A 14660-nucleotide genomic window follows, 5' to 3' on the forward strand; every position below is an offset into this window, starting at 1 on the left:
CCCTCAGCTACCCGCCCCAATGGCCGGTTCGACGTGAAGCGCCCTGGGTTTCTCTTCCAGCCGAGAGAAGATGAGCACATGAGCGACCTTGAATTAGGAACGCGCACTGCAACGCGTCTCTGCTTCGAGCACCAGGAGCTTTTGCTGCGGCTTATCCTGAGGCTCGGCGAGGCAGAGTTGCGCCGGCCTTCAGCGCTGCCAGGTTGGTCACGGGCTCACGTCGTCGCACATTTGGCGCGCAATGCAGATGCGACTGCGCGGCGGGTCCACGGAGCGTTACGAGGTATCGACGAGCCCAAGTACCCCGGTGGTGAGGGACAACGCACGAAGGAGATCGAAGTCAGCGTTCGACAGTCGCGCACAGATCTGCTTGCCGACGCAGAACGTTCCTTTCACGTCTTGGCGACCGCCTTCGGGAAGCGGAGGCAAACGGCTGGCCTAACGGGCAGTACATGGGAGGCGGAAGCTACCCAGTGACCGCCTGTCCTGCACACCGACTGCGTGAAATCTTGATGCATGGCGTGGACTTGGACATTGGCCTGACGCCGGTCTCGTGGCCAACGGAATATGTCGACTGGGAAATGGGAGTGGTGGCTCAAACGTTGACGGAACGGATCAGCGGCACCGAGCAACGCGCCGAAGTGCTCGCCTGGCTGACTGGCCGGGCCGAGTCCGCCGTGGGCTGGCGTATAGATCCTTGGGGATAATCGTGAGTTCTTGGACGCGACCTGGAGGGAACAACTCCACGTATGAATACCTTGAAGAATCGGCACATGACCACGCCTGAGGCTGTGGCGCACGTCGTGCGTGAAGAACGCACTGCGCAGGGGTGGACCCACACCGAACTCGGCCGTCGCGCGAACGTCGACGAGCAATTCGTCGCCCGACTCGAACACGGTCACGACCGCGCAGCACTCGCGCAAGTCCTCGCCGTGCTCAACGTCCATGCCACCGCGCTGCCGTCCACAGCACCGGAGGACAACATTCACGCGATCGATCTCGACGCGATCATTGACGCTCACGCCTGACCTGCTCCCGCTGAGCTTCGCTACCCGACACTCTGTGGTGGATGGACGTCGTCCATGAACCGTGCTGTCGTGAAAAGAAGCGGTCCGCCGCCTTGGAATCCTTGCGGCACACCGGCAGGGCGCGGCGGCGCCTGGTAGGCCTCGAGCTCATCGAGCAACGGGTCCAGTTCCTCGACCTCGGCACTGGACAGGCGTCGGTGGAAACGGGGCGCGTCTTGACGGTCCGCCAAAGTCACAAGCAGCGCGGGGTTCCCCAAGCCGTCGCGGTTCGTGACCAGGGCGATCATTGTGGGCGACGTCTCGTCATCCGGAGACGAGGGGTGCCACGCGAAGACCACGAAAGGGCTGTACGTCTCGCTCAACACGTTTCGCCAGTGGGTGACCCACCCGCGCGGCACGAGGAGGGCTTCCAACGAACAGGCCCTCTCGTACAGAACAGCCGCGTCGAGAGAACCGGCGATCTCACACAGGGCCACCTCGATGCCGACACGAGCCCGATCAGCGTCGGGCGGACTCTGCCCGGAGGGCCCGTCGTGGCGCTTGTGCAAGTTCGTGAGCATACGATTCGCGGCGCGGTGAAACCCCTTGTAGATCTCGTAAGTGACAAGGTCTCGCACCATGCTCACAAGCTACTTCCCGACCTGATCGATCACCGACTGCAAGTCACGCACGGCAGCCTGGTTCTTGCCGGTCCGGACCGCGTCGGCGAGCACCCCGAGCCCAGCGCGCTCGTTCCAAGCTGAAGCCGCGCGATCCGGCTCAGAAGCACTCTCAATATCCTGGCGTGCTTCGTAGTCGAAGTTCTCCCGGCCAGTCACGACAGTGAACCCGTCCCCAGCAAACTCGCCCTTCTTGTCGGTGACCGTGCACGTGAAAGACGGCCCCCGGGTGGCTTGCCCAATGGTCCCATCAACCTTGGTTCCACCATCGGTCGAGACATGGGTCAACCACCGCGCCTGCTTCATCCCATCCCCGACCAAGGCACGGCACGCCTCGGTCGCGGCCTGCTCCGACTTAATCGCCTCAGCGAAGCTCACCTTCACCGCCGGCGACGAGGACGAGGACGAGGCCTTATCACCCGCACCGCTGCCACCCCCGCAGGCAGTGAGCGATGCAAGGGCCACCAGGCAGGTAGCGACGGTGCGTGTTGGGTGGGCATTCATGGCCAAGGCCTCCGGTCGATGGTTAGGCAGATCCCACCCTACCGAAATGCCCAACTAGTAGGGCAGACATTCGCGCCCTTCTAGCGTGACATCAGGTGCATGCCCGCACGCCGTTCCGCCGCAACGCCTGAGCAGCAGGAACGGTGGCAAGCCAGCCGCATGCGAGTAGGCGCGAACATCCGCGCACAACGCGTACGGGCAGGCTTGACCCAGGAGGCTCTGGCGCTCGAATGCGGTCTGAGCCGCAATCAACTCATTGAAGTCGAGCACGGCCGCAGGGGCCTACTCTTCGAGCGGTTGGAAGACCTTGCGACTGCTCTTGTCGTCCAACCCTCCGATCTTCTCAAGTGACCAACTCCGGCTGAGCACCCCGCGGTGGGCGGCCAGTTTGCACTTCGAACTACTGACCCCACGTCGAATGACCCGAACTGCGGTCTAGGGGTGTCACCACAGGGCGACGTCTAATTGGGGTGTCCAACAGTCAACACCGGACCGCGTTCTCATGCGTCGACCTCGCCGTCATGACCTCCAATGGAGGGGCCGACCTTGCCTCGACGGCACCGACTGGCCACCTTCAGCGAAGCGATCATCCAAGCGCCGCGCTTGAGGGCAGGGTTTGGCGCACTACCCCTAGCTGACCGAGTTGGATCGGTCAGTTCGTCGAGGCCAGAGATCAACCCCAAGGGCGTCCTCCAGGCGGGCGATGGTGGCGAGGTCGGCCCACGTCTTGCCGTTCAACACCTTGCCGATAAGGGTGTGGTCAACGCCCGTCTCGGCGGCGACCGCACGTGCACTACGCCCGCCCATCGCTTTCCTGAGGTTCACGGCCAAGAGACGTGCCACTTCCCCAGCGGAATCACTTGCCGCAACGTCCGGCCAATTCGCCGACAGCTCCCACGGCTGAGGTCGGCTATAGCGGGGCATGGCCTGATGGTATCCCGAGGCCGAGCTTCTGATCTGAGGGCTGGCATGCGGCACAGTTTGGAGATTAGTATCCCCGATATGTCGTGTCAACCATCGCGGGCGCACTCCGGTGCAACCACCTTCGTCGACGCAGGGATAGAGGCAGGAAGCGGACCAGCCAAAGCACTAGGAGACTGACGTGTCGCCAGACGGAACTCCGACAAGATTTGAGTTTGACCAGGCCGTCGAGCGGGTTCGCGCAGAGCAGCGCATCGATCCCAGATGGCGCTCCTCCACCCAGCCCCCTCCTGTGAGAGCGGGTGGGGTGACGTGTAGGACCTCTGCTGAGGTGTACGCGGCCTACGTCCCGGGACCGCAACACGAAGTCTCGCGGGAACTGTGGGCGGAGATCGGCGCATTCGTTCGCCAGTGTGTGAGTCAGGCGCCTTGTACTTCGCCGGCGACAGCCCGAACACGAATGTCCTACGCGACATCCTTCGTCGCTTGGTGCCATGCACAGGATGTGCCCTTGGCCCCGGAAAGAGTGTTCACGCCAGAACGAGTCGAAACGTATGCAATCGGCGTACTCAGCGGTCGCGCTGATCGAAGCGTCGGATCTATCCGGGGCGCGTTGAGAACCATAGGCATCGCCTGCACGACGAAGGCGGCCTGGTCACGTCCCGTGACCCCGCTACGAAGAAACGCCTACCTCGCTCTCCCCTACACCGCAGACGAGACGCAAGCACTCTTCGAGGTAGCAGAAGCACAGCGCAACGCGAGAGCTCGTCGATACTTTCGGACGCTGCTAGTCGCGGGGCTGGGAGCCGGCCTGCTCAGTGGCGAAGTCGCGGTGGTGGCCGCCAAGCATGTTCTCCGACATCCTGTCAACCCCCGGTTGTGGGTCATCGTGTTGCCGGACCGTCTCGTACCCGTTCGCCAGGACGTCACCGCAGTGCTTGAGGAGTTGTGCGCATCACAGCCCGAGGGGCCCCTATTGGGAGAACGGGTGTCGGAGGCCGCGGCGGTGAAACACCGCAGTCACGCACTGCGACGCCACCTCGACATCCCGCGTGGTGTGCCGCAGCTATCCCTTTCGCGACTGCGAACGACCTGGGCAACCGCCGTTCTGTCGGAGGGCGTCACAATCGCTGAATTTCTTCAAATGGCCGGAACGACTAGTGCCAAGTCCCTTGAGCTTTACCTCCCCCACGTTCGTGTTCGCACCGATCTCGAGTGGATGTCGATCGCGTCAGGCCAGCCGCCCTGTGAGCAAAACCACCCTTCCGCGCGCCGGGAAGGTGTGAGCGCACACGCACCCAGGACCTCATGAACATGACACACCTTGGGCCTTCCCCCACCCCTTACCGGAGGCCACACTTGGCGGGCCGCATTGCGTGCAGTCCACAGCAAACCAGCAACACAAATACCGCGATACACCCGCCATTTTCCCCTAGATGGCGGGTGTATCTCGCGTTTTCACACCGGTCGGAGGACGAAGCGGACAGCGGCGAAAACCCCCCTGCCGCAGTCGTCACTTCGCTGTTTGGCTTGATTCAGGTCGAAAGACCAGCGCGATGCACGGACAGCCTCAGACCCCTGAGCCGCCGACAACGCGTTCCAGATCGGGGCCTGACCGCGCAACACGTAGGTCCTGAACCACACACCAGCAGAAATCAGACATGCGAGGGAGGTGACAGACACCAGACGGCATGCCGGCGCCGAGCAGACACGGCACCCATCCCGGGCGAGGCGCGAGCGTCACACCACGACACTCACGCCCCGCGACGCCGGGACCGACATATAGCGGCTCGCTGCTGCAACAGCGGCCACCACGATCAACCGCTCAGCGAAAGGACGCGGCTGATGAATTCAGTACACCCAAAAACTCTCAGCACTGAAACCCCCCACTGCTTCAGCGGCACACCTGACGACCGGGTGACGGCATTTCACAACGAGGTCGCACGTGTCCGGTCCCAGGTAGCACCGGAGTTGTTGTTTCACCCGGACCGGCCGAAGCCCATCGCAGTTGGTGGCGTGGTCTGTCACACCAGCGCAGAGGTCATCGCCGCGTACGAGCCGACTCGGAGAACCTGCACGGCCGGCGAGTGGAAGCGCATTGAAAGCCTCGTTCGTGAGAGTGTTCGGCTCGCCATCACGAACGGGCCTACGACAACTCAGAAGCGCTTGAAGGTGGTCACGGCGTTCTCGTTGTGGTGTTTGCGGCTCGACGTGCCTCTCTCAGCGGAGCTGATCTTCACGCCCGCCCGGGTCGAGCAGTACGTCGCGTCCTTGCGCGGAACACGATCGGATCGTTCCCGACGAGAAGTGCGGAGTGAACTCAGCAGCGTCGGGCGCGCGGCGACGACCCGAGCGGGGTGGGCACACCCGGGACCCAACCTTCGCGAGCACCCCACGGCCTGTCCGCCTTACACGTCGGGTGAATTGAAAGGCTTCTGGGCGGCTGCCGGCGCACAATCCACAGCGCGCAGGCGCGAGATTCTCACGAGTGTCCTGACCCTTGGGCTCGGCGCGGGTTTGCGACCGACGGAGATGCTCGAACTACGCGGCGAGCAGGTCCTGGAGCATCCGCTGCATGACAATCTCCTCGTCTTGGCGCTGGTGGACAGGCTCGTGCCGGTACGGCGCGACGTTTCGGACTCCTTGCGACTCCTGTGCCGGGCCCGCCCCGTCGGGCGCCTTCTTGGCGGATCGAGCACGGCGCCTAGCGTGTCGCGCGGTTGGAAAGACCTGAGCACATTCGCCCTGCCCGCTTCCTTGCCGCCTCTGACGTGGATGCGTTTGCGGACCACGTGGGCCGTGAAGTGTCTCTCGGGCGAGGTCACCATCGCGGAGTTCGCAGCGATGGCTGGCCTCCACCACAGTTCCGCAGTCTCGAACTACCTCGCGTACGTTCCGGTGCGCTCACAGCACGACGCATGGATGCCACTGGCCGCCGGGATGAGGTCCCGCCGTGGCGGCTCGCAGCCTGATGGACAGATCGGCTGACATCACGATGACCAACACGAGCAGGGCGAGCCGAACAGACGGGCTTACCGCCATAGTCATCACCGATGAAGAACACGGGATGGCACCGGCGACCGCTGTCCAGACGGGTTCGTGGGACTTTGATCGCGCCCTGGCCGCCGTCCGTCGAATGGAAACGGTCAAGATCGTCGCGACGGAGCTCGATGGTCACCGCCCCGGCCCCCGACGCTACCTTCCCTGGGAAGCGTGGTTCACCGCAATCGCATTGGCGGTCATGCACTCACGCGGCCAAGCTCACATGACAGGAGCGCTAGCCGTCATTAACGGACTTACGCCCACGCAACGGTGGCAGCTGGGGCTGCGAGGCCTCGACATCACCTACGCCCACGTGGAGTCAGGGCTCGAAACCATCATCAAAGCGTGCCGTCCATCCGTGAACGTGAAAACAGGACAGGTCCGGCCACCTCGACTCACCCTCACAGAACACGACATCGCCAATTCTCTGATCCGTGCCACCCACCCCCCAGGGATGGTCTTGTCAGACACGATCGCGATGGATTCGACCGACTTCGAAACCGATGCTGCGCGCCGCTCCCGCGCCAGCCTGAACGTCCTCGGACTGGCCGGCGAGGCCATCGCTGGCGACTCCGACAAAGAGACACCAACGGAAGTTGTCGACGGCAAGGTCATGCGCCGCTCGCGCCACCGGACCCGAGGCGCACAGGTGCGCGCCTTTCCCTACGTCGGTGCCGACAAGCGGCTCGTGCACTCACTCGACGAGGACGCTAGGGATGGCTACCGCTCGGGCAAACAAATGAAAGGCAAGGACACGTTCCTCGGCTATGACCTCCACATCGCGACCTCGACGCCCGTCAAAGGCTCAGACGCACGGGCAGCACTCGCCTACGGGATCGAAGTCGCGCCTGCTGGCTCATCGAAGGCCAGGGCCGGACTTAACCTGATCGAGCGTCTGAACCGAACATTCGAAGAAGACGGTCACAGGATCGCGGCCGTGTGCGTGGATCGTGGCTACTCCATGGCCAAACACGAGAACTGGGCGCTCCAACTGAGCAAGCAGGGCATCGTCCAGCACCACGACCTTGGCGAAAAAGAGACCCGTCTCGCCCCCGCTGACAAGCCGGGCATCATCTTTCTCGACGGCCACCCGTATATCGCGAACATGCCCAAACGCCTGAAAGAACTTCGCCGCCCGGGCCTAGGCGCTACCAAAGAGGAGAAGGCGGCCGCGGCGCGCGACTACGACGAACGCCGTGCCTACGCGTTCTCCGCCAACGGACCAGCCAAGTTGAGCCCACGCGATGAGAACGGCGAGGGAAAGGCAACAGATGGGGACCAGCGCTACCGTGGCCCCGTCCTCACGGGCAAGGTCCGCTGCCCCAACCACCCCCGCTCCATGCGTTGGGCAGAGCACAAGCCACTGACTAACTGCGACGCGGGCACGAAGTGTGCTTGCGGGGCCACGATCACCGTCAAGGCAGCCGACCCTCGCGCCAAGCACCGCCAGCCCGAACTATTCGGCACCAGCCGCTGGCACGAGGCCTACGGCGCCCGCAACATGTCCGAATCCTTCAACGCCTCCGTGAAGAAACACCACATGAGCCTGCAACGCCACAGTGCGCGCGTGTTCGGACTCGCGAAGAACACCATCATGCTGGGATTCATCGTCGCAGCGACCAACATCGCCGTCCTACGCACCTGCTACAACCACGACGACGGCAAACCCGAGCAGCTCCCACCCGCAGGCACCCCAGTCGAGCCCCAGCCAGCGGGCGAACTGACCGTCTTCAACGACGACCAACCACCCCGAGCCGGGCCGCAGCCAAGCAGCGAGCCTCCGCTTGAGCCCAAGACAAACCGAACACGCCCCACACGCAGCTGACACGCACAGCCAGCAATGGCCCCAGCCCGGAAACACCCGGACTGGGGCCATATTCATGCCACAAAACGCCACGTGCGCCCCAACCATGACTCAGGTGCCAACCCAAGCCACCCCCACCCCCTCAACGACGCTCCACATACCCCCGAAAAGCACGAATCCCGGTCCGAGATCTCTCTCAAACCGGGATTCGTGAACTCAAGCCCACCTATTTCGTGAACTACCCCGCGTGCGCGAGGGGGATTTGAACCCCCACGCCCTTTCGGACACTGGCACCTGAAGCCAGCGCGTCTGCCGTTCCGCCACTCGCGCGAGTGCTCAACTATCATTCCCTACCGCCACACGGTTCGCCAAATCGGCAGGGCGCGCGTCGCCCCGGCCACCGGACCGGGCGTCGAACCGGCTCCTCAGCAGGCGCACAGGCACGCGCGGAGGGCAGGAATTCAGCGGTTCCCCATGGCCGACGGCTACGATCGAATCCCTGGTTCACCCGACCAGACCGGCGTGCTGCCCGCACACCACCGACGCACAGGCCGCCGACCGACGGAACCACCGCGCCGCGAGGGGAGTCGAAGGCCGTGAGGCCCACCGGCCTCCACGCCGGCCACGACACAACGAGGAGGCACCCATGGGGTTGTTCGACAAGCTCGAGAGCAAACTCGAACAAGGTGTCAACGGCGCCTTCGCCCGCGCCTTCAAGAGCGAGGTGCAGCCGGTCGAGATCGCCTCCGGCATCCGCCGTGCCATGGACGACCGCGCAGCCTCCGTCGGCCGCGGCAAGCGCCCCATCGTGCCCAACCTCTTCACGATCGAGCTCTCCCCCACCGACTACGACCGCCTCTCGGCCTGGGGTGACGAACTCGACGACGAACTCATCGCGAGCGCCCAGGAGCACGCCGACGAGCAGCGCTACTCGCCCGGCGGCCCGTTCACCATCGTCCTGCAGGAATCCGAGACCCTCGAGACCGGCGTCTTCCGCCTGCGCCCCGCCACCGCGAAGGCCGCCGAAGCCCTCGCGCACCAGCGCGCGAACGTCCGTCCCCACAACCAACAGGACGAGCGCAACTCGCACGACTCCTCCAACCGCGGGCCCCGCCCCGGCCGCGACGCCGGCCGCCCGGCGACCGCTGCCGCCGGAACGGCCGCAGGCGCGGGCGCCGCAGCACCCGCCAGCCGTGGCTTCGGCTCTCGCATCAAGGACTACCTCACCGGCTACGCCCCCGACGACGCCGCGAAGCCGGCCCCGGGTGAGCAGCACCAGCCGCGTGAACCGCGCGAAGACATCCGCCGTGACCACCGTCAGGCACACGGCACCAACGGCGACTACGGATACGACGGCCGCTCGCACGCCCCCGATCCCTTCGAGGGCAACACCAACCGTGCGCCCTCGAGCCTCGGCGGCGCCTACTCGCGGGACGCTGCCGGGTCGGATGCGCCGCGCCGTCAGGAGCACGACGCACACGACGGCCACGACGAGTACGACGGCTTCGCCGACGAGCGTGGCGACGAGCGCGCCGGTCACGACGTCGACAACGGGTACGCCGACGACGCGTATGACAACAACGACTACGGCAACGGCTTCGACGACGCCCACCCCGACAACCGCGCCACCGGCCGCGGCCTCGCGTGGGACGACGATGACGACTACGGCGACCCCACCGGTTTCTCCCCGGCCGAGGAGCCGCAGGACTCCACGGCACGTCACATCCCCGCCGGCGTGCCGCACGCCCACCGCGCCCCGTCTCGCCGCGTGAGCGCCCCTGGCTCAAGATCGACGGCCAGCGTTACCCGCTGCTGGGCGCCATCACGGTGCTCGGCCGCGACGACGAGGCCGACATCATCATCGACGACCCGGGCGTCAGCCGAAGCCACAGCGAAATCCGCATCACCCACGACGGCCCCCACCTCGTGATGAGCGTGCGCGACCTCGCCTCCACCAACGGCACCTACGTCAACGGTGAACGCATCGACTCCACCCACGTCCACGACGGTGACCGGCTCACCCTGGGCCGCACGTCGATGACGATCCACCTGGGAGACCGCACGTGAACGAACTGACGCTGACGGCCATCCGCATCGGCCTCCTCGCCCTCCTGTGGTTCTTCGTGTTCGCCGTCGTCGGCGTCCTGCGCGGAGACCTCTACGGAGCGAAGACCGGTGGCGGACGCGCCTCGCGCGCCTCCTCGCGTGAGCGCGGCGCCAAGACGCCGCGCGCCGTGAAGAAGGGCCCGACGCACGTGGCCGTCATCGAGGGCGCCATGCGCGGCACGACACTGCCGCTCACCGAATCCGGCGTCCTGCTCGGGCGCAACCCCGAGTGCTCTCTCGTCCTGTCCGACGATTTCGCCTCCGGGCGTCACGCACGCATCTACCCCGAGGCCGACGGCTGGTACCTCGACGACCTCGGTTCCACCAACGGCACGTACATCGGCGCCGAACGCATCGGCGAGCACGTCCACGTCGACGCGGGAACCCGCATCCGTATCGGCCGCACCGTCCTCGAGCTGAGGAAGTGACCCCATGCCCATCGCCCTGAGATTCGCCGCTCGTTCCGACGTCGGCCTCGGCTCGAAGAAGCGCAACGAGGACTCCGGCTACGCGAGCAACACGATGCTCGTGCTCGCCGACGGCATGGGCGGCCACGCCGCCGGTGACATCGCCAGCTCCACCGTCGTCGGCCAGATCGTGCCCCTCGACGGTGACGACGTCGGCGCGGACGACGTCCTCGACCAGCTCGCGGACCGCATCCACCTCGCCAACGAGAAGCTGCGCAGCGAGATGGACGCCGACCCGACCCGCGAAGGCATGGGCACGACGCTCATCGTCCTCATGAAGGCCGGCCGTCAGCTCGCCATGGCCAACATCGGCGACAGCCGCGCCTACCAACTGCGTGACGGCAAGTTCACGCAGATCACGAAGGACCACTCCTTCGTCCAGAGCCTGCTCGACTCCGGCCGCATCACCCCCGACGAGGCCGTCCACCACCCGCAGCGCAGCCTCGTCACCCGCGTCCTCACCGGCCGCGAGAACGACGTTCCTGACCTTTCGCTGCGCGAGGCCCGCATCGGCGACCGCTTCCTCCTGTGCTCCGACGGCCTGTCGGACTACGTCGGCGGCCGCACGATCGAGGAGATCTTCACCTCCGGCAAGCCGATCGACCGCGTCGCCGACGAACTCATCGAAATCGCCCTCAAGGCCTCGACGCTCGACAACGTCACCGTCGTCGTCGGCGAGGTCGCCGACAGCGACGAGCTCGACCTCTCGAGCAAGCCGGCCGTCGTCGGCGCCGCCGTTGCACACGGCGTCACCGAGGCCGTGCCGGTGCGCGACCAGACGCCCGCCGAGAAGGCCCGCGCTCTCTCGCGCGAAGTTTCCGACGACGAGGACGAGGAGACCGAGGAGCACAGCGGCGCCCAGCTCGCCGAGGACGGCCCCCGCCGTCGCGGCCGGTTCTACGCCGCCATCGCCGCACTGGTCGTCCTCGCGGCCCTCGCCGTCGCCGCGATCTGGGGCTGGACGTGGTCGCAGAGCCAGTACTTCGTCAAGGATTCCGGCGGACGAGTCACCATCCACCAGGGCGTTGACGGCGGCTTCGGCCCGCTCGAGCTCAGCCATGTGGAGGAGAAGACGGACATCCCGACGGCCGACCTGCCCGAGTTCTGGCGCACCAAGGTCAAGGCCGGCCTCGAGGCCTCCAGCGACTCGGAAGCCGCGGCCACCGTCGAACGTCTCCGGGCGGAGATGGTGAAGTGCCTCGCCGCCTCACCGAACGGAAGCGAGTGCAAGCAGTGAGTCTCGGCCTCACCCGCACCACCTCCGGCACGAAACGCGGCACCGAGCTCTTCCTCCTCGGCTTCGCGGTCGTCGTCGTGCTGTTCGCCTACGCCAGCGTCGGCCTCGCCATCGACGGCACGATGCCGGCGGACATCATGACCCTCGGCATCGGTCTCGGAGTTCTCGCGCTCGTGTTCCACCTCGTCGTGCGCATCGTCGCGAGCTACGCCGACCCCGTCCTCCTGCCGACGGCGACGCTGCTCAACGGCCTCGGCCTCGTCATGATCCACCGCATCGACGTCGCCCGCGGCCGCGACATCATGGAGGGCGCCGCGCTGCGTCAGCTCATGTGGTCGACGATCGCCGTGGGCGCCGCCATCACGCTGCTGTTCCTCATCCGCGATCACCGCAAGCTGCGACGCTACACGTTCACGTTCGCCGCAGCCGGTCTCGCGCTGCTCATGATGCCGATGCTCCCGTTCATCGGTATGAACATCAACGGCAACCGCATCTGGATCCACATCGGCCCGCTCAGCTTCCAGCCGAGCGAGGTCGCCAAGATCCTCCTGACGATCTTCTTCGCCAGCTACCTCGTGCAGACGCGTGACGCGCTCTCCCTCGTCGGCAAGCGCTTCCTCGGCTTCCCCCTGCCGCGTGCCCGCGACATGGGCCCCATCATGTTCGCCTGGCTCATGTCCCTGGCCGTCCTCGTCTTCGAGAAGGACCTCGGCACCTCGCTGCTGTTCTTCGGCCTCTTCGTCGCGATGCTCTACGTCGCCACCGAGCGGCGCAGCTGGGTGGCCATCGGCCTCATCCTGTTCTTCACCGGCTGCTACGTGGCCTACCTGCTCTTCGCGAACTTCCAGAACCGCGTCGCGCTGTGGCTCGACCCCTTCACGCCCGGCCAGTCGGACCAGGTCGCGCGCTCCCTCATGGGCCTCGCGTTCGGCGGCATCACCGGCACCGGCCTGGGCCGCGGTTACCCGACCTTCAACTACTCCGAAGCGAACTCCGACTTCATCATGTCGAGCTTCGGTGAGGAGATCGGTCTCGCCGGCATCATGGCGATGATCGTGCTGTTCGCCATCATCGTCGAGCGCGGCCTGCGCATCGGCATCGCCTGCCGCGACGGCTTCGGCAAGCTGCTCGCCACCGGCCTCGCGTTCTCCGTGTGCCTCCAGTGCTTCGTCGTCCTCGGCGGCATCACCCGCGTCATCCCCCTCACCGGTCTGACGACACCGTTCCTCTCCGCCGGTGGTAGCTCGCTCCTCGCGAACTGGGCCATCATCGCCCTGCTGCTGCGCATCTCCGACCAGGCCCGGCGCCCGAGCGTCGCCGAGACCGACCCGACCCGTGGAAGCGACGACACCCAGGTGGTGAAGGTTCGATGAACACGCCCATCCGACGTCTCGGCTTCGTCGTCGCAGCCCTGTTCTGCTCCGTCCTGCTCGCCGCGAGCTACATCCAGGTGCTGCAGGCCAAGTCGCTCAACAACCGCCCGGGCAACACGCGCATCATCAACGCCGGGTACAAGATCGAGCGCGGCTCGATCCTCGTCGACGGCAAGGCCATCGCCACGAGCCGCAAGTCGAACGACAAGTACGTCTACGAGCGTCAGTACACGAACGGCAGCCTCTACGCCCCCGTCACCGGCTACAGCTCGCTCGTCTACGGCAACGGCGGCGGCCTCGAAGGTGCCGAGAACGAAGTGCTCACCGGCACGAGCGACTCGCTGTTCTACCGCCGCCTCGTCGACGTCGTCACCGGGAAGCCCAAGCAGGGCGCCAACCTCGAGCTGACGATCAACCCCAAGATCCAGCAGGCCGCCGCGCAGGCCCTCGGCAACCGCCGCGGCGCCGTCGTGGCGCTCGACCCGAAGACGGGCGCCGTGCTCGCCATGGTGACCTCGCCCTCCTACGACCCGAACAACCTCGCCTCGCATGACACCGAGGCCGTGACGAAGACGTGGACGCAGATGAACGCGGCCGCGAACCAGCCCATGGTCAACCGCACCATCGGCGGCACTCTCTACCCGCCGGGTTCGACCTTCAAGCTCGTCACCTCGGCCGCCGCGCTCGAATCCGGCAACTACTCGAACTCCTCGACGTTGCCCGGCCCGGCCACCCTGCGTCTGCCCCAGACGACGCACTCCCTGCCGAACGACGACGGGCGCGCGTGCGGCCCCAACGACGAGACGTCGCTCCTGCACGCCCTCGAGGTCAGCTGCAACACCGCCTACGCCCAGCTCGGCATGGACCTGGGCCAGGACAAGCTCGCCTCCCAGGCCAAGAAGTTCGGTTTCGGTGACGTCATGCGCGTGCCGATGCGGGTCACGCCCAGCACGTTCCCGACCCAGCTCAACGAGCCCCAGACGGCGATGTCGGCCATCGGCCAGTACGACGTGCGTGTCACGCCGCTGCAGATCGCGATGATCTCCGCCACCATCGCCAACGGAGGCAACCAGATGCAGCCGTACCTCGTGAAGAACGTCGTCGACTCCGACCTCGACGTCATCAAGTCGACCGACCCGAAGGTGCGCGCCAAGCCGATCTCCGGACAGACCGCCGACTCCCTCACCGAGATGATGGAAGCCGTCGTCAACAACGGCACCGGTAAGCAGGCCGCCGTCCCCGGCGTCCAGGTCGCCGGCAAGACGGGTACCGCGCAGGGCGACACGAAGAACGCCGCCGACCTGTGGTTCACCGGTTTCGCGCCCGCCAACGACCCGAAGATCGCCCTCGCCATCGTCCTCGAGAACGGCGGAGACCAGGGCGTCGAAGCCCTGGCCGGCTCCGTCGCCGCACCCGCTGCACGCCAGATCTTCGAGGCGGCCGTGCGATGACGGAGACCGCAGCCGCGAGCGCCGCGACGAACCACCCACCGGCGAACCACGCACGAACGACCCGACGA

Annotated in this window: 14 protein-coding genes and 1 tRNA gene; 11 read left to right on the forward strand and 4 right to left on the reverse strand. The window is 66.0% G+C overall.

Annotation, left to right across the window (positions count from 1 at the left end):
• Window positions 1-78: 78 nt before the first annotated feature.
• A complete protein-coding gene (locus tag D1832_RS16220) occupies window positions 79-477 on the forward strand; it encodes a maleylpyruvate isomerase N-terminal domain-containing protein (RefSeq protein WP_118913888.1) in 399 nt (132 codons plus the stop codon).
• 296 nt (window positions 478-773) lie between these two features.
• On the forward strand, window positions 774-1028 hold the full coding sequence (locus D1832_RS10480) for a helix-turn-helix domain-containing protein (protein ID WP_182434754.1): 255 nt from the start codon (window positions 774-776) through the stop codon (window positions 1026-1028).
• A 20-nt stretch (window positions 1029-1048) separates the two neighbouring features.
• Here the strand turns inward: D1832_RS10480 and D1832_RS10485 are convergent, their stop codons facing one another.
• Entirely contained in the window at window positions 1049-1648 is a 600-nt protein-coding gene (locus D1832_RS10485; protein ID WP_118913892.1) for a hypothetical protein, read from the reverse strand.
• Window positions 1649-1657: 9 nt separating this feature from the next.
• Window positions 1658-2191 carry a hypothetical protein gene (locus D1832_RS10490; protein ID WP_182434755.1) on the reverse strand — a complete coding sequence of 178 codons (534 nt, stop codon included), beginning with the start codon at window positions 2189-2191 and terminating at the stop codon, window positions 1658-1660.
• A 159-nt stretch (window positions 2192-2350) separates the two neighbouring features.
• Between D1832_RS10490 and D1832_RS16225 the strand changes: the two genes are divergently transcribed.
• Window positions 2351-2542 (forward strand): helix-turn-helix domain-containing protein, encoded by a 192-nt coding sequence (locus D1832_RS16225; protein ID WP_370563168.1) that lies wholly within the window; start codon window positions 2351-2353, stop codon window positions 2540-2542.
• Window positions 2543-2821: 279 nt separating this feature from the next.
• Here the strand turns inward: D1832_RS16225 and D1832_RS16230 are convergent, their stop codons facing one another.
• A complete protein-coding gene (locus D1832_RS16230) occupies window positions 2822-3115 on the reverse strand; it encodes a helix-turn-helix domain-containing protein (protein ID WP_118913996.1) in 294 nt (97 codons plus the stop codon).
• Window positions 3116-4957: 1842 nt separating this feature from the next.
• On the opposite strand from D1832_RS16230, the gene D1832_RS15160 reads away from it, so the two are divergent.
• Window positions 4958-6100, forward strand: a complete 1143-nt coding sequence (locus D1832_RS15160; RefSeq protein WP_147362679.1) for a hypothetical protein — start codon at window positions 4958-4960, stop codon at window positions 6098-6100.
• Window positions 6066-7979, forward strand: a complete 1914-nt coding sequence (locus D1832_RS10510) for a hypothetical protein (RefSeq protein WP_147362680.1) — start codon at window positions 6066-6068, stop codon at window positions 7977-7979. Before D1832_RS15160 ends, D1832_RS10510 begins: the two co-directional genes overlap by 35 nt.
• Before the next feature lie 227 nt (window positions 7980-8206).
• Here D1832_RS10510 and D1832_RS10515 read toward each other — a convergent pair.
• Window positions 8207-8288 (reverse strand) — tRNA-Leu (locus D1832_RS10515).
• A 316-nt stretch (window positions 8289-8604) separates the two neighbouring features.
• On the opposite strand from D1832_RS10515, the gene D1832_RS15850 reads away from it, so the two are divergent.
• Genes D1832_RS15850 through D1832_RS10545 form a run of 6 tightly spaced genes read left to right on the forward strand, consistent with a single transcriptional unit; the run spans window position 8605 to window position 14592 of the window.
• Window positions 8605-9888 carry a DUF3662 domain-containing protein gene (locus D1832_RS15850; protein WP_241510974.1) on the forward strand — a complete coding sequence of 428 codons (1284 nt, stop codon included), beginning with the start codon at window positions 8605-8607 and terminating at the stop codon, window positions 9886-9888.
• Entirely contained in the window at window positions 9786-10025 is a 240-nt protein-coding gene (locus tag D1832_RS10525; protein WP_241510975.1) for an FHA domain-containing protein, read from the forward strand. The genes D1832_RS15850 and D1832_RS10525 overlap by 103 nt, the downstream gene beginning before the upstream one ends.
• Entirely contained in the window at window positions 10022-10492 is a 471-nt protein-coding gene (locus tag D1832_RS10530) for an FHA domain-containing protein FhaB/FipA (protein ID WP_118913903.1), read from the forward strand. Before D1832_RS10525 ends, D1832_RS10530 begins: the two co-directional genes overlap by 4 nt.
• Before the next feature lie 4 nt (window positions 10493-10496).
• Window positions 10497-11768, forward strand: coding sequence for a PP2C family protein-serine/threonine phosphatase (locus tag D1832_RS10535; protein ID WP_047310841.1), 1272 nt, complete (start codon window positions 10497-10499; stop codon window positions 11766-11768).
• Window positions 11765-13141: an FtsW/RodA/SpoVE family cell cycle protein gene (locus D1832_RS10540; protein ID WP_118913905.1), complete on the forward strand. Its 1377-nt coding sequence runs from the start codon at window positions 11765-11767 to the stop codon at window positions 13139-13141. The genes D1832_RS10535 and D1832_RS10540 overlap by 4 nt, the downstream gene beginning before the upstream one ends.
• Window positions 13138-14592 (forward strand): peptidoglycan D,D-transpeptidase FtsI family protein, encoded by a 1455-nt coding sequence (locus tag D1832_RS10545; protein ID WP_118913907.1) that lies wholly within the window; start codon window positions 13138-13140, stop codon window positions 14590-14592. Before D1832_RS10540 ends, D1832_RS10545 begins: the two co-directional genes overlap by 4 nt.
• Window positions 14593-14660: the final 68 nt, after the last annotated feature.

It is taken from the genome of Dermacoccus abyssi (assembly GCF_003515945.1).
GTDB lineage: Bacteria > Actinomycetota > Actinomycetes > Actinomycetales > Dermatophilaceae > Dermacoccus > Dermacoccus abyssi.

What these genes read in the sequence shown, in the direction of transcription:
- D1832_RS16220 (WP_118913888.1), top strand. Translation starts at nt 79, where the DNA reads ATGAGCGACCTTGAATTAGGAACGCGCACTGCAACGCGTCTCTGCTTC.
- D1832_RS10480 (WP_182434754.1), top strand. Translation starts at nt 774, where the DNA reads ATGACCACGCCTGAGGCTGTGGCGCACGTCGTGCGTGAAGAACGCACT.
- D1832_RS10485 (WP_118913892.1), bottom strand. Translation starts at nt 1,648, where the DNA reads ATGGTGCGAGACCTTGTCACTTACGAGATCTACAAGGGGTTTCACCGC.
- D1832_RS10490 (WP_182434755.1), bottom strand. Translation starts at nt 2,191, where the DNA reads ATGAATGCCCACCCAACACGCACCGTCGCTACCTGCCTGGTGGCCCTT.
- D1832_RS16225 (WP_370563168.1), top strand. Translation starts at nt 2,351, where the DNA reads ATGCGAGTAGGCGCGAACATCCGCGCACAACGCGTACGGGCAGGCTTG.
- D1832_RS16230 (WP_118913996.1), bottom strand. Translation starts at nt 3,115, where the DNA reads ATGCCCCGCTATAGCCGACCTCAGCCGTGGGAGCTGTCGGCGAATTGG.
- D1832_RS15160 (WP_147362679.1), top strand. Translation starts at nt 4,958, where the DNA reads ATGAATTCAGTACACCCAAAAACTCTCAGCACTGAAACCCCCCACTGC.
- D1832_RS15850 (WP_241510974.1), top strand. Translation starts at nt 8,605, where the DNA reads ATGGGGTTGTTCGACAAGCTCGAGAGCAAACTCGAACAAGGTGTCAAC.
- D1832_RS10535 (WP_047310841.1), top strand. Translation starts at nt 10,497, where the DNA reads ATGCCCATCGCCCTGAGATTCGCCGCTCGTTCCGACGTCGGCCTCGGC.
- D1832_RS10545 (WP_118913907.1), top strand. Translation starts at nt 13,138, where the DNA reads ATGAACACGCCCATCCGACGTCTCGGCTTCGTCGTCGCAGCCCTGTTC.